The following is a 24,280-nucleotide window of genomic DNA, read 5'->3' on the forward strand; positions in this document are numbered from 1 at the left end:
GTTGCACCTACCCCCACCCCCTAACCCCCGCTAGGGGAGGGGGACTTATTCCGATCCGGCTCTTTAAGCCACCTCTTCGTGCACCACTATCCTCGCATCGGTCATGATCTTCCCCAGGTCCAGCAGGGCGAGCCGTTCCGCCGAGACACCCGCCACGAACTCCTCCCTGATGCCGGTGAAGGTCTCCGGGGTGGGCTTCAAGGATGCCTTGTCGAGCGAGCGCATCCCCACGATGGCGTCGGCCAGGATTCCGAACTCCATGCTGCCGTTACTCACCAGGACGACCCGGTTCAAGTCGGAGAGGCCGATGGCGGGCAGGTCGAAGAAGCGCCGCAGGTCGATGATGGAGACGATGCGGCCGCGCAGGTTGGTGACCCCGAGCACGAAAGGAGGCGTGCTGAAAAGCGGGGTGAAGTCGCCAAGCGGCAGCGTCTCCAGGACGTAGGCCGATTCGACCGCGTAGCTTTCGCCGGACAGAACGAAGACAAGGGCGTCAATGCTTTCGGCGGACTCCCGGTCCTTTTCAGGTCTTTGTGCTAGAAGGCGCGCACGCTCGCGGAGGACGGCTTGCTCCTTTTCGGGGGTGATGGCGCCTCCCCCCGCCGCGGCGAAGGCTTTCTCCTGGCGTTTGATCAGGTCGTCCCAGTCTATCTTGCCCGCTGCCATGGGTGTTTCTCCTTGACTACTTGAAGCTCTCGGCCCTGTTTTGCCGCACCTTCGTTAGGCGATGTCGCTGATCAGCTGCATCAGCCTTCCCGCAGTCATCCCCTCTGCCTCCGGCAGCACCTCGTGGGGGTCGCGCCGCTGCAAAAGGCGCAGCGCGTTGGCGAAGCTCTGTTCCGCTTCCCTTAGTTCCCCGCGCTGCCGGCAGAGGTTTCCCAGGGCAAACCAACCCAGCAGGAAGTCGTGATCGACGTAGAGCGCGTTTCTGAGCGATCTCACCGCTCCCTCGCCGTCCCCCTGCTGCTCCAGGATGATGGACAGGAGGTAATGGTTGGGTGCGCTGAGCCGGTCCAGCGCCACGGCGGCTTCGCAGCAGTCGCGAGCGGGGTCGAAACGGCCGATGTTGGCATAGGAGCGCGCCGCGAGCGCCAGCGCTTCGGCCTTGTCTGCGCTTGCCGGGGTGCTCATCGCCATCCGCGCCGCTTCCTCGTAATTCCCGGCGCTGTAAAGCGCAAAGGCCCGCTCCAGGGGCGACTCTGCTTCGGCGGCTGCCTCGTCTTTCCGCGCGCTTCCCGGCTCCGCGCCTTCGGACCAAAGCTGCGCGGAAAAAGGGGAGGGGGCGGCCACGGCAGGTCCGGACAGCGCCGAGAGTTGCGCTTTGGCCGGGAGAGGGCGCTTTTGCAGCACCAGGGTGCCGTCGCAGTGCAGGCAGGTAAAACCCTCAAGCGCCTGGTGGTCCACCTCCGTCGGCCCCAGGAAGAGCCAGCCGCCGTCGTTGAGAGCTGCGTGCAGTCTCGCGACCGTCTCCCGTATCTGCTCCGGATGAAAGTAAAGCATCACGTTGCGGCAGAAGATGAAGTCCATCCCTTGGGCCTGCGACCATGTCTTTTCCCCGGGATCGACCAAGTTCAGATGCGCGAAGCGCACCATCTTGCGGATATGCGGCTCGATCTGGTAGTTCCCGTCAGGGAGCTGGGTGAAGTAATTCATGAGCCACCCCGGCGCGTTCCGGAAGGACCATTTGCTGTAGGTTCCGCATCGGGCCCGCTCCAACGCCTGGGGGTTGATGTCGGTTCCGAGCAGGGTCACCTTCCAGTCGGCCAGGTCGGCCAGGGCACGGGTAAGCAGTATGGCGATCGAGTACGGCTCCTCTCCGGAGGAACAGCCGGCGCTCCAGATCTTGAGGCTTTTGTCCGAACCTTTGGCCGCCAAGAGCTTAGGGAGCAGATGCTGCTGGAAGGCCCGGTAGCTCTTGGGGTCGCGCAGAAAATAGGTCTCGCCGATGGTGAGCGCCAGGGCCAGCGCCTTGGTCTGCTCCAGGGAGAGCGGCTGCGACATGAGCCAGTGCAGGTAGCCGTCCAGTTCCTCCCAGCCCGCATCCTTCGCCAGCGGCGCCATCTTCCGGGCCAACTCAGCCAGACGCTCGGGCGGAAAGTGGAGCCCCAGCTTTGTCGTCACCATGTGGGCGAACTTATGCATTGCCTCGTTGCTGTGCGCGCTCACGTCAGGGCCTTTGCGATCTGCTGCTCCTCGTCGGGGAAGAGCAGGGTGTCGAGGTCGTGGATCAGCACCAGCCCACCCTCGTTCCTCGTCACTCCGGAGAGGTAGTCGGTCCCTCGCACGATGTCTTCAGGCTCCACCACGGCATCCGGGTCGAGTTGCACTACCTCCTGGGTGTTGTCCACGGCCAGCGCCACCGGGAAGTTCGAAGTGCGGACGACAAGGAACTGATCGTCGCAGCCGATGGGGCGCTCCGGCAGGCGAAAGCGTTTCCTGAGGTTGATGACGGGAATGATCTCCCCCTGGAGGTCCAATATCCCCAGTACGATTTCCGGGGCCTTGGGCAGGGGAGTGAGGGCCGCAGCGCGTACTACCCTGACCACAGCGGACACTGGCAGTGCGTAGCGTTGCCCTTCTAAGGCAAAGATAAGTAGGTGAGTTGAAACGATCGCTCCCTCCATTAAAACCGCAACGTGACGCCGCCCATTAATTTACCTCGACAATGCGCCCTGTTCAAGCTGATAAATGCGCCACTGGCCTATATTCACGGTTTTTTTTGCTTGCGGGACGCGTTCGGGCGCGCTGGGGAGAGCGTGCTCGATGCCGCCGGCTATAAGAGAGCACGAAAACCATCCCTGCAGACGGAATCGGGCGCCGGCTTGCAAATAGAAAATGCGCCGGATAGTATTTGAGCGATTTAATTATTGGTTGGGGGGGCGGGTGAGTGCTAAGGGCGCGGCACCTGGGTCGTTTGGGCAAGGGAATAGAAGATAATGCGTCGAAGGAGGAATCCCCATGCATGAGATCGGTGCCATGATCACCAAGAGACTGAAGGAAGCCCTCCCCGAAGCGAAGGTTCTCTGGGAGAGGGAGCCTCCCCCCGACGGGCTCCGTGGAGGGGTCTTGAGCGCGGAGCTGAAAAACAGGAAATTCACCATGCAGTTCGCCGGCCCTGCCCAGGAGGTGGTCGCCGAGAGCCTGGAGCTCTCACTGGTGGAGCAGGTGGTCGACGACTTCCTCGATTTCTTCGCGAGGTCGATCTATCCCAAAGAGAAGTTCACCAGGATCATCTAGGCGGGCGGGACCGCACTTCTGATCTCCTCGGCATAGGCGCGCACCGTCGGGAGAAAGGAGCGGAAATCCTCTTGCAATGAAAAGTAGTGGCGGGTAAGCTCCTCTCCGCCTTCCGCCAGCGGGTTCTGCCTGGCGATCCTCCTGGACATGCGGGCAAGAGCTTTCCCCACCCCTTCGACGCTCAAATACGAGGGGATCATGTTCTCGAAGATGACCGGTACAAGGTCCTGCAGCCGTTCGGGAAGGTGGCGGCGGTTTCCCTCCACCGCATGGCGCGCGCGCTTAAGGAAACGCGGCAGCGGCTCCTCAGTCAGGCTCTCCCAGTTCGTGGCGAGGAAATGGTCGTAGTAAAGGTCCACCAGGATGCCGCGGTAGAGTCCGAAGTGGGGTGAGAGCGTCTGTCTGCTGCGGGTGAAATGCGGATCGTTCTGTGCGAAGGAGTCGATGCGCCGGTGCAGTTGGATGCCGCGGGTGAGGGAAGGGGGGAAACGCCCGTCGAGCGGCCCTTTGACGAAGTCGCCCATGAAGTTTCCGGTGAGGATGCCGGGGTCGTCCCCGGAAAGGTAGAGATGGAACAGGTAGTTCATGGCTGTGCATGATAACAGAAACAAAAGCGGCAAGGGGGCTAAAAGATGCTGGGAGCGCTAACGGGGGACATAGTCGGCTCCATCTACGAATGGAACAACATCAAGACCACTGTGTTCCCGCTATTCCAGAAGGAGTGCCGTTTCACCGACGACTCCGTGCTGACGGTGGCGCTCGCCGAGTCGATTCTAACCGGCGAGCCTTACGCGGCCCTGATGAGGCGCTATTGCCGCCGGTATCCCGACGCGGGGTACGGCGGAAAATTCCTTAGCTGGGCGCAAAGCGACGACGCCCCGGCCTACCAAAGCTACGGCAACGGCTCCGCCATGCGCATCAGCCCCGCCGGGTGGGCCTTCGACAACCTGGACCAGGTGCTGCAAAAGGCAAAGGAATACAGCGCGGTCACCCACGACCATCCGGAAGGGGTCAAAGGGGCGCAGGCGACCGCGGCCTCTATTTATTTAGCGCGCAGCGGCGCCGCGAAAAAGGAGATAGAGACCTTCGTCGCCGGGCGTTTCGGCTACGACCTGTCGCGCAGCTGCGACGAGATCCGCCCCGGGTACAGTTTCGACGTCACCTGCCAGGGGACGGTACCCCAGGCCCTGACCGCCTTCCTGGAATCTACCGATTTCGAGAGCGCGATCCGGCTCGCCATCTCTCTCGGCGGCGACTCCGACACCTTGGCGGCCATCACCGGCGGCATCGCCCAGGCGTATTACGGCGGGGTTCCCGCTGCCATTGCCGCAGAGACCCTGCGCTTTCTCGACGAGCCGCTGCGGAAGGTGACCCTGGAGTTCGAGGCACGGTTCGTTTCCGGCAGGACCGATCAAAAAAAAGGGGACAGGCTACTTTTTGATTTCAAAAAGTAGCCTGTCCCCTTTTCCTCTCAGTGTCCCGAACGGCTCTACGCTCCGGCTTTTTCCCGCTCCCATTTCTGCATGGCCGTCTTGTAGTCGTCCTGCATCTCGTCCACTATCAGATAAGTCGGCATGGCCTCGATCGACGCTGCTTCGCTGCCGCTTTCCGGCAGGCCGTCGGCGCTCTCGTCCAGGCACGCCTCCGGCAGGGTCGCGGTAAGGAGTTCGATGATCTGGTCCAACCGGTTCAGCAATTCCTTCTTGAAGGTCTCGTCGTCCATGTCCTCGTCCCCGTTTAGTTGCAAGCTTCGAAGATTTCCGGAAGCGAGTATATCGCATCACCCCGGCTCATCCAGCGGCGGCCGGTCTGCGGCTCTCTTATTTCATGAACTGCTTGCCGATCTCGAACCCTTGGCCGACGACGGCGCCCAGGCCGTAATAGGCCCTGTTGGTCGGGCTGTAGACCAGGGGAAGCACCTTGGCGGGATCGACGTTTCCTTTTTCGTCCAGCACCTCCTCGTCGGCCTTCACGTCCACGATCTCGCCGATGAACTGGGTATGTACCCCGATCTCGACCACCTGCAGCAGGCGGCACTCGATCACCAGCGGGAACTCGGCGACGTAAGGGGCGTCCACCAGGTCGCTTTTCACCGGCGTAAGGCCGGCGGCGGCGAATTTGTCGGCGTTGCGTCCCGAGGCGATGCCTGCGTAGTCGGCTGCGGCGACGAAGGCCTGCGAAGGGATGTTCACCGTGAAGGCCTTGCGCTGCATGATGGCGTCGTAGCTGTGACGCGATTTTCTCAGCGACACGGTGACCGCTGCCGGATCCGAGCTGCATACGCCGCCCCAGGCTACGGTGGCGAGGTTCGCTTTGCCGTCCTTGTCGTAGCTACCGACGAGCCACACCGGCGTGGGCATGGCGTGTGTCCCTTTACCTAAACTCTTCTTCATATTCCCCCCTGTGAATCGATCTTATTTCATGATGTCGGAGAGAAGCTTGCCGCCGACCCCGATGTTGTCCCGCTCCAGTTCGTGTATCAATACGATGAATTTCTCCGCGGGAATCCGTGTGACCGATGCCGCCGCGTCGGTGAGGGCCTTGGTCAGTTCGGCCTTCTTCTCTTTTCCTTACATTGCGCCCAGTTCTACGGTGATTACCGGCATGCTGCTCCTCCTTATGTGGTCCCGCGTACCGTCAATGCGATAAAGGCGGGGTGGGGGGCCACTCTAGCAAAAAATCACGAGCACTTCAACCGTCGGACCGAAAGGCGGAACACAGAGGTCGCGGAGGTTCACGGAGGTCACAGAGAGAAGCTAAAGACTTTGTGGGAAGATTACAGGAGGGCTGCCGGAAAAGCTGTGCTATACTCGCCGGCGGTTTCCAGGGGACTGGCTCCGCAAGGTGCCTGTCCCCCTTGACTCTAAATGGGGCAGGTGTTCGGTGGAGATAAGGGACGTCGATATAAAAGTGGAATTTTACCGTGCTTCGGGACCGGGCGGGCAGCACCGCAATACGACCGATTCGGCGGTGAGGATCCGGCACCTGCCGACCGGGGTGGTGGCGCAGGCGAGCGAGAGCCGGTCGCAGTTCGAAAACCGGGAGAAGGCGATGGAGCGTTTGGCCGAGTTGCTGCGCCGGCGGGAGCAAAAAGCGAAGAAACGGGTCGCGACCAAGGTGCCGCGCCGCGCCAAGGAGAAGCGCCTGAACCAGAAAAAGGCGCATTCCGATAAAAAGAAGCTACGCTCCACCCTCGATTGAGGCTTTGGCGTACATTTGCATCATGATCTCCTTGAAGGCGATCGCCGCAGGTGACAACTCCCTCCCTTTCCTGGTAGCCAGGAAGAAATCCCGCTTGATCTCCACCTCAGTCACACGCACCTGGACCAGCGCCCCCTGTTCCAGTTCGCGCTGCACCGAAACGGCGGACACGTAGGAAACCCCGATTCCCGCCATCACCGCACGCTTCACCGCCTCGTTGCTACCCAGGTGCACTGCGACCTTGAGCTTCGCCGGGTCTAACCCCGCTTCCCGCAGCGCCTTCGCGGTCGCTCTCCCTGTGCCCGATCCAGTCTCGCGCAGCACGAACGGCTCTGCCAGGAGTTCCTCCTTGGTGATCCGGCTCTTCTTCGCCCAGCGGTGCCCGGCAGGCGCGATCAATACCAACTCGTCCTTGGCCAAAGGGGTGAAATCGAGACTTTCCTCCTCGAAACGCCCTCCGACCACGCCGAACTCGACTTCTTCCGTCATAAGCTTCCTCAACACGTCACGGCTGTCTCCCTGCAGGAGCACGATGGTCACGCCGGGAAAGCGGCTGATCAGAAGCGGCAGCGCGGCAGGAATCATGTATTCGCCGGGGATGCTGCTTCCCGCGATATTGAGTTCTGCCTCCTCGATTCCCTTGAAGCGCGCCAGCGCCACCGGTATTTCCTTTGCGTACTCTACCAGTTTGCGTGCCCGCTCCAGCAGGATCTTCCCGCCCTCGGTGGGGAGTGCTCCCTTGCCGGTACGGTCCAGGAGTTTCATGCCGAATTCGCTTTCCAGTGCGGAGATGTGCTGGCTGACGGTGGATTGGGTGATGAAGGTTGCCTCGGCCCCCTTCGAGAAGCTGCCGCTCTCGGCTACCTTGATGAATACCTCCAGCTGTTTCAGGTTCATCCTTCCCTCCATTAGGAAATGCGATCTCAGGTATTAATTTTATCGAATTTATCAATTTGACTCTAGAGGGTCAATCGATTATTGATTACATGCTTTTTTCAATATCTCATACAAGTTGGTAGGGCCATGCTCGCAGCAGGCATTGACATAGGTTCAACCGGTACCAAGGCCGTAATCTACGACGGCGAAGTAAGAGGCGCGGCTGCCGTGCCCACCGGATGGGACCCAGGGACCGCCGGGCTGGCTGCATTGCGGCAGGCACTTCTCTCCGCCGGCGTCCTGGAGAGCGCGGTAGATACCATCGTCGGCACCGGTTACGGTCGCATTTCGTTGTCGATTTTCGATCGGAAGGTGACGGAAATCACCTGCCACGCGAGGGGCGCATACCATCTGTTTCCCGACACCGGCACCGTCGTCGACATTGGCGGTCAAGACAGCAAAGTGATTTCCCTCGACGCGCAGGGTGGAGTAGTCGAGTTCGTCATGAACGACAAGTGCGCCGCAGGAACCGGCCGTTTTCTGCAGGTTATGGCGGGCGTGCTTGGAGTGACGCTGGAAGAAATGGGTTTGATAGCGGTCGGCGCGGAGCCTGCCGCCATCTCCAGCATGTGCACGGTCTTCGCCGAGTCCGAGATCATCGGGCTTCTCGCTCAAGGAGTTGCCAAGGGAAGCATCGCCGCCGGCATCTTCGACGCCATTTCCCGGCGCATACAGGGGCTGGCCGGCAAGGTCCGCATCTCGGGAAACGTGACTTTCAGCGGCGGTGTGGCGCTCAACCCGCAGATCTGCCGGGCCATCGGCGCGGGGCTAGGTGTCGAGATGCGCGTCCCCGCCGCCCCCCAGTTCGTCGGCGCACTGGGAGCTGCACTTTTGGGCTTTGAAGGAGGAACTGCATGATAGAACCGCAAACTGCCGGCGGCACGAAGACTGCGGCATTCGAAGAGATAGCCACCCTGCGCGAGAGAAATGCGCTTGCCCTCAAGGAAGCGAAGGAGTCCGGCCTCAAGGTGGTGGGGACCTACTGTCTCTACTCGCCCACCGAGCTCATAGTCGCTGCAGGAGCCATTCCCGTCTCCTTGTGCGGCACCAGCCAGACCCCGATCGCTGCTGCGGAAAAGGTGCTGCCGCGCTCTCTTTGCCCGCTGATCAAGTCCAGCTACGGATTTGCGATCACCGATACCTGTCCTTTCTTCCATTTCTCGGACATGCTGGTCGCAGAGACGACCTGCGACGGGAAAAAGAAGATGTATGAGCTGCTCGGGGAGATGAAGCCGCTCCATCTTATGCAGCTGCCGCAGATCCAGGACGAGGCTGCGCTCGACTACTGGATGGTCGAGCTGAAGCGGCTGATCGCTCGCCTGGAAGGGGAGTTCGGGGTGGAGATCACGCGCGAGCGTCTTGCCTCGGCCATCGAGCTGGTGAACGAGGAGCGCCGCTCCCTTCAGGCGCTGCAGGATGTCAGCAAGCTGAAGCCCACCCCCATCAGCGGGAGCGACCTCCTTACCGTCTTGCACAACCGCGGTTTCTGCGTCGACAAAGAGCAGGCCATCGAACTGCTGGACCGCTTGACCGCAGAGCTGGCGGAAAGGTCGGGAAAAGGGATTTCTCCTTATGATGAACGGACGCCTCGGATACTTCTGACCGGCGTCCCGGTAGGGCTTGGTTCGGACAAGGTGGTGCGGCTGATCGAAGAGTCCGGCGGCTGCGTGGTCTGCTTCGAGAGTTGTGGCGGGTACAAGAAGGTGGACCGGGTTGAGGCGACGGACGACCCCTTGCGTGCCATCGCCGAAAAATACCTGAGGATTCCCTGCTCCTGCATGTCACCCAACCATAGGCGGCTGGAGCTTCTGGATCGACTGGCGGACGAGTTCCAGGTTGACGGGATCATCGACCTTACCTGGCAGGGATGCCACACCTACAACATAGAGTCGTATGCGGTGAAAAGGCATCTGCAGCAGGGAAGCCAGCTCCCGTTTCTGCAGATAGAGACCGATTACTCCGAGTCCGACACCCAGCAGCTCAAGGTAAGAATAGAGGCGTTCCTGGAGATGATCGGCAGGCGCCGTGCAAAGCTTGGAAATGCCAAGGCCAAGGTTTAGAAGTACCAAGACTAGTTTCGTATCAAAGGAGAAGAAATGAAAAGGTTGTTGCTGTCGATGCTTGCACTCTCACTCTGCGTTACTCCGGCTGCCTGGGCTAAAAGCCGCAGCGGTGTCGTCACGGTGGAAGTGGATCTTTCCAAACAAGAGCAGGGCAAGGAGACGAAACTCTGGATTCCGTACGCGGTTTCCGGGAAACACCAGGCAGTCACGGACGTCAAGGTGAGCGGCGATTTCGCCACCTCGGCGGTCTACACCGACAAGGCCAACGGCACCCCCATCCTCTTCGCCCAGTGGGGCAAGGATGCGGCCAGCCGCAAGCTCACCTACTCCTTCTCCGTGGAACGCGAGGAGTTATTGGTGCGAGACCTTTCCGCCAAGGAGACATCCTGGAGCAAGGAGGAGTTCGCCCCCTACCTGCAGTCGACCTCCATGGGCCCGGTCGACGGCGAGGTGAAAAAGCTCTCCGATTCCATCACCAAGGGTAAGCACACGGTGCTGGAGAAGGCGAAGGCGATCTATGACTGGACCTGCGAGAACATGTACCGCGATCCGGCCACCGTCGGCTGCGGCAAGGGGAATGTCTGCGAACTGCTGAAAAAGCCCGGCGGCAAGTGCACCGACATCTCGTCGGTCTACGTCGCCCTGGCGCGCGCTGCCGGCGTTCCCTCCCGCGAGGTCTTCGGGGTGAGGCTGGGCAAAAAAGCGACGGAGGACATCACCTCCTGGCAGCACTGCTGGGTCGAATTCTACCTCCCCGGCACCGGCTGGGTCCCGGTCGACCCGGCCGACGTGAGAAAGGCGATGCTGGTCGAGAAGCTCGATCCGAAGGATGCGAAGACCCGCGAGTATCGGGACTACTTCTGGGGCGGGATCGACCCGTACCGCTTCCAGGTCGCTACCGGCCGCGATATCGTCCTGAACCCGCCGCAGGCAGGCGCTCCGCTCAACACCTTCGGCTACCCTTATGCAGAGGTAGGCGGTACTGCGCTTGACTTCTACGATCCCAAGAGCTTCAGCTACCGGATCACCTATAAGGAGCAGTAGGGGGAACTCCTCCCGTCGACACTCGCGACTGTCCACTCTCCCTCTCCCCCCTGGGAGAGGGAGAGTGGGTGAGGGATGCAAAGCTTGAGCTTTGCGCCGCATTGGGTTCCCAAGCTGGAGCTTGGGAACCAGGAAATACCGTCCATCCTCCCTCTCCCTTTGGGAGAGGGTCGGGGTGAGGGGAATGTTCACAAGCACGTTTTGCTTGTCTGCCGGCTCTGATTGTTGTATCTTTTGGCCTGTTTGCGCCCATTAATGTCTTTGGAGAGCGTCTTTGCAAGCCAAAACCATCATCGTTGCGTCCCTTCTTGCCTTAACCATCACATCCCCATTCTCTTATGCTCAGGATGCCGCAACCACGGCTGCACCTGCTGCGGCTCCTATTGCGGCTGCCGCTACGGCCCTGCCGGCTGCCGCTGGAACTGCAGCTGCCGTCCCGGCGGAGCAGGTGATAGCGTCGCTCACCAAGGAGAACGCGCTCCTGCAGGAAAGGCTGAAGGCCTTGGAGAGCTGCAGCATTACCTCGGCCGAGTTGGCGGCGAGAAACAGCAAGCGCCTCAAGGAAATGGCCGGCGACGTCCGCGCCCAGCGGCAGGGGCTGGCCGACTTCGAGGGATACGTAAAGTGGATGTCGGGGCACGTTGCCGGGTACTCCAAGTATCTGGCCGCGGGCTCGGTCGCCGCGCGCTTTGCCAAGGTGCTTCCCATCCCCTACGCCGGTCAGGCCTCGATGTTCACCAAGTTCGTTTCCGACGCCGCCGTTTCTCTTGGGGCTTCTTCGGTTTCCATCAACAAGTATCTGGCCACCTCTCAGCAGTTCGTCACCCGGGTCGATGCCCTCGACCCTGCGCGTCCTACCCACACCCAGGAGGTCTCCGACCTCACCCGGTTCGCCGACCAGGACCTCTTGAAGGGGATGCTGGAGGTGCAGGACCGTCTGGTGACTACTTCGCAGCTCACCACCTCATCCCTTTCCTTTCTGGAGAGCCTCAACCACTACGTCGGCTCAACCGACGAGTATTGGGCGAAGACCAAGTCGCTGCTGAAATCCGACGACAAGGCGGAAAAGAGTTTCCTCTCGGAAAGCACTACCGCTTTGCGTAACAAGGCGCAGGCTTTCAACGCAAAGTTCATCCTTTTCGACGCGACCGTTAAGAAGGCTGCGCCGCAGATAAAATCGCTGGTTGCCTACGACGACTTGATCCGTTCCATGGATCCGAGGTTCGCCAAATTGAGGTGACGATAGGGAGGGCGCATGGTACTTGATGCAGAACTTGTCGGTCAGTTGAAGAGGGTGCTGGCAGCGGCGGAGTGCCTGCTTCCGAAACCGTTTCCCCGCATCGACTGGAGCGTTTGCCATGCGGCCAACTGGAAGAGGCATTCTTTTGCTGGATTTCTGGAGCCGATCGACAGCATCGAGGGGATAACGCTTGAGGACCTGCTGGGGATCGACAAGCAGAAGCAGGTGATCGAGGAAAACACGCTGCAGTTCCTGGCGGGGCTTCCCGCCAACAACGCTCTTTTGTGGGGGACTAGGGGGACGGGGAAGTCGTCGCTGGTTCGGGCTCTTTTAGGGCGCTACGCGCCGCAGGGGCTCCGGGTGATCCAGGTGGACAAGGACGACCTGATACATCTGCCGGATATCGTGGACCGCCTCAAGGGCGAGCCGTATCGCTTCATCATCTTCTCCGACGACGTCTCCTTCGAGATAGGAGAGTCGAGCTACAAGATGCTCAAGAGCGCCCTCGACGGCTCCGTCTATGCCCCGCCTAAAAACGTCCTGATCTACGTAACCTCCAACCGCCGTCACCTGATACCCGAATACGAGAGCGACAACAAGGGGGCCATGATGGTGGAAGGGGAGATCCATCACGGCGAGGCGGTGGAGGAGAAGATCTCGCTTTCCGGCAGGTTCGGCATCTGGGTGGCGTTCCATCCCTTTAGCCAGGACCAGTACCTGGAGGTGGTGCGGCAGTGGGTGGAGCGGCTGGCGCAGGAGCTGACTGCCACTGTCCCGTGGGATGAGGCGTGCCAGGAGGCGGCGATCCTCTGGTCGCAAAAGAAAGGGGACCGAAGCGGCCGCATAGCCAGCCAGTTCGCCAATAATTGGGTGGGGCAGTATCTGCTTTCACAGAAAACTAAGGCGAAAACTTAAACCGGAAAGGCGGAACACAGAGGTCTCGGAGGTACACGGAGGTCACCGAGGTTTTTTCGGGGAAGGGCAAAGTCACTCACCACAGAGGTACACAGAGGAACCACAGAGGAAAAGCAAAAGCCTAAAGCCTTTGGGTTAAACCAAAAAGCTTTAGGCTTTTCCTGTTTCTGTTTCTGTTTTTCCTCTGTGACCCTCTGTGTCCCTCTGTGGTGAAAGTCTTTAGAACTTGTATCCGACTGAGAGCGCTATCAGGTGGGCGTCGGTCTTGTATTTGCCGTTTGCTTCCGCTGCAGTGGGGAATCCTGCAGGTATCCCGTTATCCTTGTGCCTGTTTTCCAGCAACTGGTAGCCGTAGGAAAACGCAACGGTAACCGGCTTGAAGTTCAAATCGGTGCCGGCGCAGAAAACATGGGTCTTGGCATCGGGAATGCCGGGATCGAAGGTGCTGTCGGGGACGGGGGTGTCGCCGTAGACGTAGCCGGCCAAAAGAGCGACGGTGTCGTTCATCTGGTACCTGCCGCCTACGTTGCCCCCCCAAGCGTCCTTCCAGTTTCTCGGAGTGGCGGTAGTCTGGCCGTTGTCGAGATGGATCGCCAGTTCCTTGAACTTGGACCACCCCTCCCAGCGTACTCCCGCTTCGAGCACGAGCTTGTCGATTCCCTTGAAGGCAGCGCCGGCGGTGAACTGCGGCGGCAGGGTTACATCCGTGTCGCCACCGATGGTAATGGGCAGCGGCGCGCCCCCGGCGGTAAGCGTTGCATTGCTGAGGGTGGCATTGCCAGATACGTCGATCTTTACCTCGCTGCGGTAGGAGGCGCCCAGTGAGAAGTGATCGCAGACATCATAGGCAACCCCTACGTTGAAACCTACTCCCTTGCCGTCCCCCTTGAACTTCTGATTCACATCGAAACCGGCAGGCAGGCCGAGCGCGGCGGAGGGTACTTTCTTCTCCAGGCTCGCGTCGAGCAGTATCACGTCGAGGCCGGCTGCCAGGGCCAGCTTGGGTGTGACCTGGATGGAAACTGCAGGGTTGATGTTGAAGGTCTTCATTACCGATTTAGTGGCGATATAGCGGCCGTCCCAGTTTTGGTTCCACTCGGTTCCAAGACCGAAGGGGTTGAAGATGCCCAGGCCGACGCTCACCTGGTTGTTCAGCTTGTGGGTCGCATAGAAGTGGCTCGGAAAGAAGGCTGTGTCGTTGGAGGCTCCGTTGCCGGCCCCTGCGGGCTCGTATTGGCGTGAAGAGAGAACGGCAGTGGTTCCCGCCTCGACCTGGGTCCCCTCCAGCTTGTTCATAAGGGCGGGGTTATAGAAGACGGTGCTGGGATCGCTGGCATGAGCCGTTACTGCGTTACCCTGGCCCATTGCAGAGGCGCCGTGCGTGAATACTGCGTAACCGGAAGCATGGACCGCCGCTGCGCCGCCGAAAGCAAGCATAGGTGTCAGCAACGCGACCAGCAGGCCTTTCTTTTGTTTCATAACCCCTCCTCCTGAAATATTGTTTGGAGCATCGAGCATCAACTGGAAGGCAAGCCCATCGAAGGGGCATGTGTTTCGGATTTTAATGTGCGGTCGTGGATTTCATGGCCGCATGTCTGTCTTTCGGGCCTTCACGGCTGTAGCCTGCTGCCAAGGCCCTCATTAAATACCATATTCTCTGCTGGCTGTAAAGCTTCCTCCGTTAAAATAGACACTTCGGTTGCTTGACGGTTGAGGCGGCGAACTAGTAACATGGCTCCTGCCGTGGTTGCCTAACTGCGGCTTTTGTGCTAATAGTCAGGCTTTCTAAAATGCAAAAACGGAGTAATTTCAATTATGCAGGCACAACGCTACCTCATGGAACACGGCGACGAGTCTCTCAGGCTCGATATCAAGACGGACAACGAAGTGACCGCCAGGCAGGCTACCTGGGCCGGCATAGCCCCGGGCATGCGCGTGGCGGATATAGGGTGCGGTTCGGGAAAGACCACTTCCAAGCTGGGGGAGTTGGTGCAACCGGGCGGGAGCGCACTCGGCATCGACATCGCAGAGCAGAGGGTCGCTTTCGGCCGGGAGAACTACCAGAACGATTCCGTCAGTTTCCTGCACCGCGACGCCCGCCCCCCCATGAAGGATCTGGGCCTCTTCGACTTTGTCTGGGTTCGTTTTCTGCTTGAGTACCATAGGGCGAACAGCTACGACCTGGTGAAGAACATCTCGGATATCGTGGAGCCGGGAGGGACGCTGGTTCTGATCGACCTCGACTACAACTGCCTGACCCATTTCGGCCACTCGGACCGGATGGATAAGGCGCTGGCGGCCATCATGAAGAGCCTGGAGGTAAAGGCGAATTTCGACCCCTACGTGGGGAGGAAGCTTTATTCCTACCTCTACGACTTGGGCTACAAGGATATCAGCGTGGATGTTGGCGCCCACCATCAGATCTTCGGTGAGCTAAGGCATGCGGACGACTTCAATTGGACCAAGAAGGTGGAGGTTGGTGCGAGATTTTCCGGCTACGACTTTGCCGAATATGAAAACGGGTTCGAGGAGTTCCTGGCCGAGTTCAGGACCTTCTTCGCGCATCCGCGCAGGTTCACCTATACTCCCATCATCGCGGTGAGGGGACGGAAGCCCTAACCCCTAACCCCATGTTCTAGCCCCCAGCCCCCAGCAGGTGGGGTCATGCCGGAAAGGGTTGAATCGCGCGGACCTCGCCTTCCTCGTCTGCCCCGCGCTTGCGGCAGTTGATGAAGGCTTCCACGATATGCCTTTCGAAGTGCGACCCGCTCCCTTCCCTTAACAGCCGGAAGGCTTCTTCCATCGGCATGGGGTCCCGGTAGTGACGCTGCGAGGTCACGGCCTCGTAAAAATCGGCGACGGCGATGATCTTCGCTCCCAACGGTATGTCTTTTCCCTTCAACCCTTTCGGATAGCCGGTGCCATCGATCTTTTCGTGGTGCGCGCCGGCTATCTCGGGAACCTGCCGGTAAATCCCCTCGAAGTTGACCTGCTCCAAAATGTCCCTGGTCTTGTGGCAATGCGTCTTGACGATCTCGTACTCCAGGTCGGAGAGCCTGCCGTTTTTCTTGAGGATGGCGTCGGGAACGCCGATCTTGCCGTAGTCGTGCAAAAGGGCCGCGACCCTGATCATCTCCACCTCGTCCTCGGGGAGTCCCAGTTCATGGCAGATCTCCTCGCAGTACTCGGTGACTTTCTCGGAGTGCCCGGCGGTGAGAGGATCCCTGGCGTCGATGGAGGCTGCCATGACCTTCAAAAAGGAGCTGAACTGGGTCGACTTCGCCTCGTGCAGGTTCGCGTTGTGAATCGCGATGCCGATGACCGGGGCGATGCTCATCAGGAGCGTCATGTCGCTTTGCACCAGGGGGCGCTTCGACTTCAGGTTGTCGACGGCGATGATGCCGAGCGATTCGCCCTCGCAGATGATGGGGCAGCAGATGAAGGTCTGCGACAGGAGCTGCTTGGCGAAGTTCTGGCTCTTCCCCGACAGGTTGCCGCCGATCTCGTTGATGTCCCCCACGAGAAACGGGCGCTGCTCGCGGTAGGAGACCACGAACACGCCCTTAGCCTCCGGGCGGTCCAGCTGGAAGGTGGTCTTGCTGAGGAAGCTCAACTGTTCGTCGAAATAGCCGAAGCCGGCGTGAAAGACCAGTTTGGTCTTCTCCTGGTTGGTCAGAAGGATCAGGCCGCGGCTGTAGTCGAGGCGCTTCTCCAGCACGAGGACGACGTTGGCGAGGATGTCGTGGAGGCGGGTCTGCTTGCTGATCACCTGGCCGATCTCGTTGGTGACGAGGGCGTTGTTGTAGTTGAGCTCGAGCTGCTTGAACAGGTTGTCGGAGAGGTCCTTCAGGTTCAACTGGCCGGCGAGGAGCGCCTTTTTCTCGCCGTTGAGCGCGATGACGCTCAAAAGCAGCACCGTTATGGCAGACGCCGGCAGCACCCTCTCCAACCCCTGATGCGGACTGATGGCGATGGAGATGGCCGACAGCAGGGAGAGGGCGAGTACTGCGTAATTCCGCGTGGATTCCCAGAAAGTATGGCTCGATTTCTCCCAGGAGACGATATAGCGGCATTCCTGCCCCCCCTGGAATATGCACTCGGGGTGTTCGATGCGGGGAAGCTTCACGTCGAAGGCTGCGGCCACGGCCTCGAAGAAGCCGATCCGGTTCTGGCACTGGAAGGGCTGCTCCTTAGTGCCGGGGCGCGGGGTGACGGTGATCTCCACCTTGTTGGCGGCTAGTTTCCTGGAGGTGTAGACGGAGGAGCGGACGAAGTTGTTGTTGGTCGCCTTGCCGATCATCTCGTAGGCCTTAGCGGGGCCGACCAGTCCCAGGAAATACTGCCTCATCATTCCGATCGCATCGGGGGAGGCGGCGTAGCGCCCGGCCTCGCGGGCGAGGTTCTCGTTGCCGGTAAGCTTCAGGAGCCGTTCGTGGAAGCGGTTCACCTGCTCCTGGGTGAACCAGTGCCCCTGGTCGGCCACCTCGTACGGGCTCATGCCTGCGTAGTCGAGCAGTTCCGTGATGTTGACAAAGCTGTACTTGTTCTTGATCAGCTTTATGTACGTATCCGTGATCCTGCTGTTGTACAGCGGCGCATCCATCATTTTCGCGATCCTTGCCTCACTGGGCCAATGCTTCAGCTGTATGTTTTTTGCTCTTGTTCCTGGTGACGAGCGTGGTCAGGTACTTCAGGAACTTGGTGCCGCTGCTTTGGACGTTGAGGCACCAAAGGGCATATTTCTTGTCGTAGGGAATGCCCGCCGCCTCCACGTAGCTGACCGGATAGACCAGGACCGGAATGTCGTCTTGCCGGTACTTGTGCGTGAGGATGGAGAGCGCCAGGTAGATGATGTCTTTCGGGAGCATCTCCGGGTCCATGATCAGCACCTGGATGCAGTTGGTGAGATCGGAGAGGTTGAGCCCCGCGTCGGAGAGGTTGACGGTGAAGACGGCCTTTATGTTCCCGTGTTTCTTCAGCGTGTAGCAGCGCCTTTTCAAGCTGAAGCCCAGACGCTGGTACTCCTTGGAAAGCTCCTCGTAATGGATCATCTCAGGCTCAAGGTTGAGCGCGTGCAGCATGAGCCCGCCCGATTCCTGCTCGTAGAAGCTTTCCAGCTCGAAGAGGTCCTCGGCGCTCGAGCGCGACAGTTCCCATGGGCCGGAGAAGTTCCAGTTCTCGGAAAAACTTCTTTTGTAGTGCAGGTAGGCGAAGGCGTCTATGGAGCACCCTTTCTGGTCCGAGATCAGCTTCGTGGCCGTGCCGAAGACGCGGTTGGGGAACTTGTTCTCGGGGCGGTAATAGCAGATGACGAAGTTCATGTGCGCCGAGTGCAGGTTATAGCAGTCGTTGATCGAGTGGGCCAACTGGTTCAGCACCACGAGTCCGGCAGTGGAGGATTCCGATTTGTTCGCGGCGTGGTGGTGGATGAGCCAGCTGTTCTCGTAGAAGCGCAGCATCGCCATGTGCCCCAGGATGGCGCCCTTCTCGTGGTAGATGAAGTGCCGCGCGATGCTGGGGTTTTGGGTGTAGAGCTTGTCGTACATCTCCTTTAGCTGCGCCTTGTTGGCCTGGACGAAGGCGTACTTTTCGGGATAGATGAAGCCGGTCTCGAAGAAAAACTGCCAAAGTTCCTCGGTGTTGGCGCGGTTGCTGATGTAGGCGTTCTTGTCCTTGGCGAGGTAGAGCAGGCCAAGGAGATTCACGTGCTCCCTGATGTCCATGTCCAGGAAGCTAAGTCCGCACTTGACCCTCCCGCTGCCGTCCTCGCCCTGGAGCACCTGGCGGTAGATCACCTGAGCCATGCATTTGGTGGTGAAACCGTTGGCGATGCGCAGTTCCAGTTCGGGGATGATCATCCCCGGAAGCAGCACAGAGCGCTCCTGTTGCTCGTTGACCGAAAAACCGGACCCGGAAATATCCACAACCTTCAGGTCGATGTTCTTGCCGCTCAGCGGGTGCTTGAAGAAGACGTTGGGCAGCGGCAAAAGCTCATGCCGCACGCTGCGTATCTCTTTCGCCTTGAAGCGCTGCATCTGGCTTTGCAACGGCTCCAGCACGTAGATCCGCGACCTGGGACCAAGCGTCTGAGAGATGATGCGGCAGGAACCCGAGTAGATTGTGGCGTCTTCGCTGCTGAAGACCACCTGCACCGGGACTTCCGTGTTGACCCAGTGGAAGGCCTGGTTGGGCGTTCCGTCGGTTTCGACCCGGAAGGAGACTGCGCTGAAGTCGAGCAGGGTCCCTTGGAAGCGCGCCGAATTCTGCAGCAGCTCGACCTTGATCCCTTCGCAGCTGTGTCTCCTGGTTTTGCGGTAGTTTACCTCGATGCATTTCTCGGGAAGGAGGAAAGTCGCGCCGGTGTCGCTCACCGAGATCAGTTCCGGGGTCGCGACCACGAGCTTCGTGCCGTCGATGATGAAGATGTTTTCGAAGGTGCAGGAGGAGATATTGGGCTGCGCTTCGCTGGTGAGGGTCCAGCTGCACTCCAGCTTGTTGTTCAAGCATGGCTGCGGGCGAGCCTCCAGGCTTACGGTGCGGGGATACTTAGAGTGCCTGAAGTTGACGAGTATGGAGTCTTCTTTGAAGTTGATGAAGTTCAGTCTGTTGATGAGTTTTGTTAGGCTGATCTCCTTCTGGCTTCCAAGTGAGAATTCTATAATAGTTCCCGGCCTGGCAAACTGCAGAATTTTTCGTGCGCTCTCCATTCAAGCTCCTTAACAACTTATAACATAACAGAGACAGACCGAAAAACTTGCCCTGCCATCTATGCCTGTTTACGTACTGTAGTCGCTTCAACGGTACAGATATTCGTTCTTGCGCATAAATACCACGAACGTAACTTTTTTTCACTACAAAAGAAAAAGACCGGCATCATGCAGTATCTTTCTGTTTTAGCATGGGTTTGTTGAGAAAAAAGCAGGGAAATGCAGGTGCTGCAGGGCGCTATCCTTTAGCACCCACCGAGGCTTCCAGATAGGCGTTGAAGTCGAGGGTCTTAGACGTTTTGGGGGGAGTGGCGGGGATCGGCGTCTCTTTTTGCCCGGGGGAGGTGCGGGCGGCGACAATGCGGTTGCGGCCGCCGGCCTTCGCCTCGTACAAGGCGACGTCGGAGGCGTGCACCAGGGCGGTGAAGGTGCGGCCGTCTTCGGGGAACGAGGCGACCCCGAGGCTCGCGGTGAGGCGGACCTGCGGGATCTCGCTTTCGCCGGGAAAAATTTCCCTCTCTATCTCCGACCTGATCCGCTCGGCGACGATCATCGCCTCCACCTTCGAGGTTCCCGGGAGCACCGCGCAGAACTCCTCGCCGCCGTAGCGGGCCACGATGTCCATGTCGCGTAGCGAGGCCTTGATTATTTCCGCCGTGGTCCTCAGGGCGTCGTCTCCGGCCAGGTGCCCGCAGAGGTCGTTGTAGTTTTTGAAGAAGTCGAGGTCGATGAAGATGACGGTGAGGTTCAGTCCCTGGCGTATGCTTCGGTTCAGTTCCTCCTCGAGCCGGTTCTTCAGGAAGCGGCGGTTGTAAAGGCCGGTGAGCGCATCGGTGACCGAAAGCTGCTCGAAACGCTCGGATTCCTCCAGCACCTCGGTCCGCTCGATCATCAGCGAGGCCAGGTTGGCGAAGGAGGTGAGCACCTGCAGGTCTGCGTCGGTGAAGGGGGCGAGGTTCTTCTTGTCGGAGAGGTTCAAGACGCCGATGATCTTGTCTTTGAGCTTGAGCGGCATGCAGATGAGCGATTTCGACTTGAAGCGGAGCCTGTTGGCCATGGCGACCCGGCTGTCCTTCTCCACGTCGTTGACCAGCAGGGGCTGGCCCGACTGCGCCACCATTCCCGCTATGCCCTTGCCTACCTTGACCGGGAGGCAGCGCGCGATGTTGAGGGTCATGCCGAGCGTGAAGACGATGTGCATGTTCTGCCCGTCCTTGTCGATCAGCATGACGGACCCTTGCATTGCGTCGATCAGTTCTGCGGCGATCTCGAGGATGGCTTGGTAAAGCTCGTCCTTGCTGTCCACCTGCAGCAGCGTGTTGGTCAGCGACATGAGCCGCTGGGACAGGGCGTTCTCCTTGGATTGCTCCGCATCCTTGATGATGCGTGAAAGCTTTGCGGCCGTCGCGCCGGCGAGCATGGAGATGAGCAGGGCATCGCTTTTCGCGGGGGCGACGTCGAACAGGGCCAGAAACCCCAGCCGCTCGTCCTGGCAGCGCAGCGGGAAACAGGTGCAGACGGTCGCCTGCAGAGCGGGGAGCACTCCGCGCATCTGCGCGTCGAAGAGCACCGTCTTCGCCCGGCGGTCTTTCGCCATGAAGAGGTGCATGGCGTCGGCGGGGATGCTGCCGAGATCTTCGGGGAGTCCCCAGATTCCGCTGACCTGGAAGGAGGTGCCGGAGGCGTCCCTGAGCGCTATGGCGGTTTTGGGTGAGTTGAAATGGGTGACCAGGGTTTCGCAGCAAAGCCCGATCGTCTCGGTTACCGTTTTGGCAAGGTCGAGCTCCTCCAGCGAGCGGGCCACGACGTCAAGCCTTGGGTCGCAATGTTCCTCGCCCGGTTCGCCGGCGGCTGAGGGGGAGGAGGGGGGTAGGGCGGGAGTCTGCGGCGCCAGGGAGAGTTTTTCCACCAGCTTTGCGACTTCCTCGGCGACCTCGTGGGCTACCTGCTCGACATCGGCAAGAGAAGCGGTGCAAAGCGATTCCACGTAAGGAAACAGCGAAAAGACTTCGCCGCCGCCGGAGCGGGCCAAGGCGGCAAGCTGCCAGAGGTCGATGGAATCGTCCCTCACCCCGTCTCCCACCAGGCAGAATTCGTCGCTCCAGATCCGGAATGGGATGGCAAAGCCGAAGAAGCCGCCGCCGTAGCGACAGACCGAGGTGGTTCCCTCCTGGAAGTACACCTCCATGTTGGGTTCGAAAAACTGCCGCGCCACGTCCCTGCAAAGCGCGTCTTCTACAAGGGAATAACAGTTCTCGAATTCTCCGCGAGATGGCGTGCGGCAATAAAGGGTAAGGCTGTAGGGCGCCAGCGCGGGAAGGCTCTTAAGCCCCGCCAGCAGATCCTCGAACATTTTTTTGTCCGGTCCTTTTCCCACAGCCATGGCTCCCACTTTGAAAATGATACGTCAAATAGCGGCCAACAGGCCTCGTGCGCGGAGTTCATCCAGCAAGCTGCGTGCCACCGGTGGGTTCCTTGTTTTTTGGAGCGCCCAGCGCTGTATCAAGAGAGGGTGCCGCAACGTACTGGTGCGTTTTATAGTAGATATCTCTTTGTGATATTTGTCGCTTCTCACAGAAGTTCTGGATGCAGCATTGTAATAGTTATACTATGACTATCAAGATAATTTTCTGTATTCAGAATCACACAAAGAAAGTTTTTTATAGTTTGTCTCCTAGATATATCTGAGTGATATTGTAACTGCGAAGTTCTATGAGAGTGTTTCAACGATGGATTATTAAATTGATTATCCTCTTATTCATGGGTAAACTTTCGCCATTTCGGTTGAAGGGATTGAAATGGCTTTTGGGCCCGACACGCCACTGTATAACAGCCGCATCATAGGCTTGTTCGTGAAGCTGCTGAGGGAAAAGTATCCCCAGGTAGATATCGGCGAGCTTTTGAACCATGCCCGCATGAAAAGGTGGGAGGTGGCGGATCCCGGGCACTGGTTCAGTCAGCGGCAGATCGACCTCTTCACCGACAAGCTGATCCTCATGACCGGCGACCCCCGCATTGCCCGGGAAGCCGGGAGGTATGCCGCCTCGCCTGAGGGGCTGGGCTCTTTGCACGCCTTCGTTCTTGGGCTGGTAGGCCCGGAATACCTCTTCTTCGTCATGCATAAGCTGGCGCGCAAGTTCACCCGTTCCTCGCGCAGTTCCTCCCGCAGGATCGGCCCGCGTGAGATCGAGGTTACTGTCGCTTTCGAGCCGGGGGTGGTCGAGAATCCCTCTCAGTGCGACAACCGCATCGGCTACTTCGAGGCCGCCTTCCTGCTCTTTGGTTACGATTTTCCCCGCATACGCCATACCGAGTGCATCTTCAAGGGGGGAGAGGTCTGCCGCTACAACATCTCGTGGAACCCGTCGCTCGTCTCGCGCCTGATCGTCGCCCGCCGTATTTCGTTGCTGCTTCTGCCGCTAAGCTCGCTCTCCCTTTTCTTTGGTGCCGGCCACTTCTTCACCCCTGCGCTTACCCTGGCGCTCTTCGTTTATCTCCTTTTCACCCTGCTGCTGCACGGCCAGGAGCGCAAGGCGCTTCTCTCGTCGCTGACCAGCATGCGCAACTCCACCGAAAAGCTGCTGACCCAGACGCAGGACAACTGCGACAACGCCCAGATGATCAACGAGATCGGAGAGGTGCTCTCCACGAGGACCGATCTCGACGACATCCTGAAGAGCGTGAACCAGGTGCTGCTGAAAAGGCTCGATTACGGCCGGGGCATCATCTTCCTACTCGACCGGGACCGGGAAGCCCTGGTGCTGAAGGGGTGTTTCGGGTTCAGCGAGGAGCACCAGCTAAAGCTTGCCCAGATGGTGCTCCCGGTTGCCAGCAGCGAGCCCCACGGCGTCCTGGTCCGCTGCTTCCTCCGGCAGGAGCCGCTGTTGGTGAACGACCTTTCCGAGGTGAAGGCGCGGGCAAGTGCCGAAAACTACGCCTTCTTCGTGGGGCTTGGGGTGAAATCCTTCATCTGCGCCCCCATTGTCTGCGAGGGGGAGTCGCTGGGGGTCTTCGCGGTAGACGACATGAAACGGGGAGGCGAGCTTTTGCAAAGCGACCTGAACCTGATCCAGGGGGTGGCGCCGGTGATCGGCATCGCCATCAGGAACGCGATGCACCTGGCCAACGAAAGGCGTCTTTCAGAGCAGCTGAGGAAGGCGTCAGAGCTGCTGGAGCGCAGGGTTGACGAGCGAACCTCGGAGCTCTCCCACGCGAACCAGGAACTGGAGTTTCTCTACGATTCGGTGTCGCACGACCTGCGCACGCCGATAAGGGTGATCTACGGCTACGGAGAGCTGCTGCTGGAAAGTTACGGTCCGCAGTTGGACGACAACGCCAAAGAGTACCTGAACTGCATAATAAGCGGCGGGGAACGGATGGAGGCGACCCTGGACCGGATGCTGGATCTCTCCGAGATACGCCAGGCCCAACTCGACCTGAAGCCGGTGGATCTGAGCCGGATCGCCCACGGGATCATGGCGGACCTGAGGATAGTCGATTATAAACGGGACTTGACGGTGGAGATCCAGGAGGGCGTGGTGGTGACCGGCGACGAGAAGCTTTTGACCCGCGTCATGGAGAACCTTTTGGGGAACGCCTGGAAATATACGGCCGGCAAGGTTGAAAGTGCCATCTCCTTCGGCGTGCGGGATGGGGTCTGCTACGTTGCGGACAACGGGGAAGGCTTCGACATGTCGCAGGCCGAACGGCTGTTCCTGCCCTTCCAGAGGCTGCATGGCGACAGCGATATCTCCGGTCATGGCTTCGGGCTTTCCATCGTGCGCAAGATGATCGAGCGCATGGGGGGGCAGGTGTGGGGGGAGGGGAAGCCCGGCGAAGGCGCGACCTTCTACTTCACCCTCCCTGGTGCCGCCAAGGCCATGGTTTTACCTTCGCAGGCTCCCGCCGATGCCGGCGAGTTCGCCGTCGATTGATGC

At 59.6% G+C, this 24,280-nt stretch carries 21 protein-coding genes and 1 pseudogene; 10 read left to right on the plus strand and 12 right to left on the minus strand.

All coding sequences use genetic code 11. The features are described from left to right. Positions 1-63: 63 nt before the first annotated feature. The 3 genes from GBEM_RS10170 to GBEM_RS10180 are packed head-to-tail and all read right to left on the minus strand — an operon-like array spanning position 64 to position 2,624. Positions 64-666, minus strand: a complete 603-nt coding sequence (locus tag GBEM_RS10170; protein ID WP_012530463.1) for a chemotaxis protein CheW — start codon at positions 664-666, stop codon at positions 64-66. A gap of 54 nt (positions 667-720) precedes the next feature. Beyond that, positions 721-2,142 (minus strand): CheR family methyltransferase, encoded by a 1,422-nt coding sequence (locus GBEM_RS10175; RefSeq protein WP_226373847.1) that lies wholly within the window; start codon positions 2,140-2,142, stop codon positions 721-723. Positions 2,143-2,162: 20 nt separating this feature from the next. Beyond that, positions 2,163-2,624, minus strand: a complete 462-nt coding sequence (locus GBEM_RS10180; RefSeq protein WP_012530465.1) for a chemotaxis protein CheW — start codon at positions 2,622-2,624, stop codon at positions 2,163-2,165. Positions 2,625-2,958: 334 nt separating this feature from the next. Between GBEM_RS10180 and GBEM_RS10185 the strand changes: the two genes are divergently transcribed. Then, a complete protein-coding gene (locus tag GBEM_RS10185) occupies positions 2,959-3,237 on the plus strand; it encodes a hypothetical protein (protein WP_012530466.1) in 279 nt (92 codons plus the stop codon). On the opposite strand, the gene GBEM_RS10190 is transcribed toward GBEM_RS10185, so the two are convergent. Continuing rightward, the gene (locus GBEM_RS10190) at positions 3,234-3,824 is read right to left on the minus strand and encodes an acyl carrier protein phosphodiesterase (RefSeq protein ID WP_012530467.1); all 591 of its coding nucleotides are present in this window, start codon (positions 3,822-3,824) and stop codon (positions 3,234-3,236) included. The two genes, GBEM_RS10185 and GBEM_RS10190, sit on opposite strands and share 4 nt — an antisense overlap. A gap of 45 nt (positions 3,825-3,869) precedes the next feature. Between GBEM_RS10190 and GBEM_RS10195 the strand changes: the two genes are divergently transcribed. Next, entirely contained in the window at positions 3,870-4,691 is an 822-nt protein-coding gene (locus tag GBEM_RS10195; protein ID WP_012530468.1) for an ADP-ribosylglycohydrolase family protein, read from the plus strand. 35 nt (positions 4,692-4,726) lie between these two features. Here GBEM_RS10195 and GBEM_RS10200 read toward each other — a convergent pair whose 3' ends face one another. From GBEM_RS10200 to GBEM_RS20735, 3 genes and pseudogenes are all read right to left on the minus strand, one after another. Continuing rightward, complete coding sequence (locus tag GBEM_RS10200) at positions 4,727-4,984, minus strand: hypothetical protein (protein WP_226373848.1); 258 nt, start codon at positions 4,982-4,984, stop codon at positions 4,727-4,729. Between the two features lie 73 nt (positions 4,985-5,057). Continuing rightward, complete coding sequence (locus GBEM_RS10205) at positions 5,058-5,630, minus strand: flavin reductase family protein (protein WP_012530470.1); 573 nt, start codon at positions 5,628-5,630, stop codon at positions 5,058-5,060. Positions 5,631-5,651: 21 nt separating this feature from the next. Next, positions 5,652-5,792 (minus strand): annotated as a pseudogene (locus GBEM_RS20735) (tautomerase family protein); the annotation flags it as partial. A 328-nt stretch (positions 5,793-6,120) separates the two neighbouring features. Between GBEM_RS20735 and GBEM_RS10210 the strand changes: the two are divergent. Further along, positions 6,121-6,438, plus strand: coding sequence for a peptide chain release factor family protein (locus tag GBEM_RS10210; RefSeq protein WP_012530471.1), 318 nt, complete (start codon positions 6,121-6,123; stop codon positions 6,436-6,438). On the opposite strand, the gene GBEM_RS10215 is transcribed toward GBEM_RS10210, so the two are convergent. Beyond that, entirely contained in the window at positions 6,418-7,335 is a 918-nt protein-coding gene (locus GBEM_RS10215) for a selenium metabolism-associated LysR family transcriptional regulator (RefSeq protein WP_012530472.1), read from the minus strand. The genes GBEM_RS10210 and GBEM_RS10215 overlap by 21 nt on opposite strands. Positions 7,336-7,461: 126 nt before the next feature. Here GBEM_RS10215 and GBEM_RS10220 point away from each other — a divergent pair, with 126 nt between their 5' ends. The 5 genes from GBEM_RS10220 to GBEM_RS10240 all read left to right on the plus strand — a co-directional run bounded on the left by GBEM_RS10220 (position 7,462) and on the right by GBEM_RS10240 (position 12,636). Beyond that, complete coding sequence (locus GBEM_RS10220) at positions 7,462-8,232, plus strand: acyl-CoA dehydratase activase (RefSeq protein ID WP_012530473.1); 771 nt, start codon at positions 7,462-7,464, stop codon at positions 8,230-8,232. Continuing rightward, positions 8,229-9,434 carry a double-cubane-cluster-containing anaerobic reductase gene (locus GBEM_RS10225; protein WP_012530474.1) on the plus strand — a complete coding sequence of 402 codons (1,206 nt, stop codon included), beginning with the start codon at positions 8,229-8,231 and terminating at the stop codon, positions 9,432-9,434. Before GBEM_RS10220 ends, GBEM_RS10225 begins: the two co-directional genes overlap by 4 nt. Positions 9,435-9,470: 36 nt before the next feature. Then, positions 9,471-10,481 (plus strand): transglutaminase-like domain-containing protein, encoded by a 1,011-nt coding sequence (locus GBEM_RS10230; RefSeq protein WP_012530475.1) that lies wholly within the window; start codon positions 9,471-9,473, stop codon positions 10,479-10,481. 274 nt (positions 10,482-10,755) lie between these two features. Beyond that, positions 10,756-11,721, plus strand: a complete 966-nt coding sequence (locus GBEM_RS10235; protein WP_012530476.1) for a hypothetical protein — start codon at positions 10,756-10,758, stop codon at positions 11,719-11,721. A gap of 15 nt (positions 11,722-11,736) precedes the next feature. Then, positions 11,737-12,636 carry an ATP-binding protein gene (locus tag GBEM_RS10240; protein ID WP_012530477.1) on the plus strand — a complete coding sequence of 300 codons (900 nt, stop codon included), beginning with the start codon at positions 11,737-11,739 and terminating at the stop codon, positions 12,634-12,636. Positions 12,637-12,855: 219 nt separating this feature from the next. Here GBEM_RS10240 and GBEM_RS10245 read toward each other — a convergent pair whose 3' ends face one another. Next, the gene (locus tag GBEM_RS10245) at positions 12,856-14,115 is read right to left on the minus strand and encodes an OmpP1/FadL family transporter (protein WP_012530478.1); all 1,260 of its coding nucleotides are present in this window, start codon (positions 14,113-14,115) and stop codon (positions 12,856-12,858) included. 336 nt (positions 14,116-14,451) lie between these two features. Between GBEM_RS10245 and GBEM_RS10250 the strand changes: the two genes are divergently transcribed. After that, a complete protein-coding gene (locus GBEM_RS10250) occupies positions 14,452-15,255 on the plus strand; it encodes a class I SAM-dependent methyltransferase (RefSeq protein ID WP_012530479.1) in 804 nt (267 codons plus the stop codon). A 43-nt stretch (positions 15,256-15,298) separates the two neighbouring features. On the opposite strand, the gene GBEM_RS10255 is transcribed toward GBEM_RS10250, so the two are convergent. The 3 genes from GBEM_RS10255 to GBEM_RS10265 all read right to left on the minus strand — a co-directional run bounded on the left by GBEM_RS10255 (position 15,299) and on the right by GBEM_RS10265 (position 21,696). Then, a complete protein-coding gene (locus GBEM_RS10255) occupies positions 15,299-17,242 on the minus strand; it encodes an HD domain-containing phosphohydrolase (RefSeq protein ID WP_012530480.1) in 1,944 nt (647 codons plus the stop codon). 16 nt (positions 17,243-17,258) lie between these two features. Next, a complete protein-coding gene (locus GBEM_RS10260; protein WP_226373849.1) occupies positions 17,259-19,139 on the minus strand; it encodes a PilZ domain-containing protein in 1,881 nt (626 codons plus the stop codon). Positions 19,140-19,581: 442 nt separating this feature from the next. After that, on the minus strand, positions 19,582-21,696 hold the full coding sequence (locus GBEM_RS10265; RefSeq protein ID WP_012530482.1) for a sensor domain-containing diguanylate cyclase: 2,115 nt from the start codon (positions 21,694-21,696) through the stop codon (positions 19,582-19,584). 445 nt (positions 21,697-22,141) lie between these two features. Between GBEM_RS10265 and GBEM_RS10270 the strand changes: the two genes are divergently transcribed. Beyond that, positions 22,142-24,277, plus strand: coding sequence for a sensor histidine kinase (locus GBEM_RS10270; protein ID WP_012530483.1), 2,136 nt, complete (start codon positions 22,142-22,144; stop codon positions 24,275-24,277). Positions 24,278-24,280 lie beyond the last annotated feature (3 nt).

Source organism: Citrifermentans bemidjiense Bem (genome assembly GCF_000020725.1).
Lineage (GTDB): Bacteria > Desulfobacterota > Desulfuromonadia > Geobacterales > Geobacteraceae > Geomonas > Geomonas bemidjiensis.

Coding starts and splice junctions, on each gene's coding strand:
- GBEM_RS10170 (WP_012530463.1), bottom strand. CDS start 666: ATGGCAGCGGGCAAGATAGACTGGGACGACCTGATCAAACGCCAGGAG.
- GBEM_RS10175 (WP_226373847.1), bottom strand. CDS start 2,142: ATGCATAAGTTCGCCCACATGGTGACGACAAAGCTGGGGCTCCACTTT.
- GBEM_RS10180 (WP_012530465.1), bottom strand. CDS start 2,624: ATGGAGGGAGCGATCGTTTCAACTCACCTACTTATCTTTGCCTTAGAA.
- GBEM_RS10185 (WP_012530466.1), top strand. CDS start 2,959: ATGCATGAGATCGGTGCCATGATCACCAAGAGACTGAAGGAAGCCCTC.
- GBEM_RS10190 (WP_012530467.1), bottom strand. CDS start 3,824: ATGAACTACCTGTTCCATCTCTACCTTTCCGGGGACGACCCCGGCATC.
- GBEM_RS10195 (WP_012530468.1), top strand. CDS start 3,870: ATGCTGGGAGCGCTAACGGGGGACATAGTCGGCTCCATCTACGAATGG.
- GBEM_RS10205 (WP_012530470.1), bottom strand. CDS start 5,630: ATGAAGAAGAGTTTAGGTAAAGGGACACACGCCATGCCCACGCCGGTG.
- GBEM_RS10215 (WP_012530472.1), bottom strand. CDS start 7,335: ATGAACCTGAAACAGCTGGAGGTATTCATCAAGGTAGCCGAGAGCGGC.
- GBEM_RS10220 (WP_012530473.1), top strand. CDS start 7,462: ATGCTCGCAGCAGGCATTGACATAGGTTCAACCGGTACCAAGGCCGTA.
- GBEM_RS10225 (WP_012530474.1), top strand. CDS start 8,229: ATGATAGAACCGCAAACTGCCGGCGGCACGAAGACTGCGGCATTCGAA.
- GBEM_RS10230 (WP_012530475.1), top strand. CDS start 9,471: ATGAAAAGGTTGTTGCTGTCGATGCTTGCACTCTCACTCTGCGTTACT.
- GBEM_RS10240 (WP_012530477.1), top strand. CDS start 11,737: ATGGTACTTGATGCAGAACTTGTCGGTCAGTTGAAGAGGGTGCTGGCA.
- GBEM_RS10245 (WP_012530478.1), bottom strand. CDS start 14,115: ATGAAACAAAAGAAAGGCCTGCTGGTCGCGTTGCTGACACCTATGCTT.
- GBEM_RS10250 (WP_012530479.1), top strand. CDS start 14,452: ATGCAGGCACAACGCTACCTCATGGAACACGGCGACGAGTCTCTCAGG.
- GBEM_RS10255 (WP_012530480.1), bottom strand. CDS start 17,242: ATGATGGATGCGCCGCTGTACAACAGCAGGATCACGGATACGTACATA.
- GBEM_RS10265 (WP_012530482.1), bottom strand. CDS start 21,696: ATGTTCGAGGATCTGCTGGCGGGGCTTAAGAGCCTTCCCGCGCTGGCG.
- GBEM_RS10270 (WP_012530483.1), top strand. CDS start 22,142: ATGGCTTTTGGGCCCGACACGCCACTGTATAACAGCCGCATCATAGGC.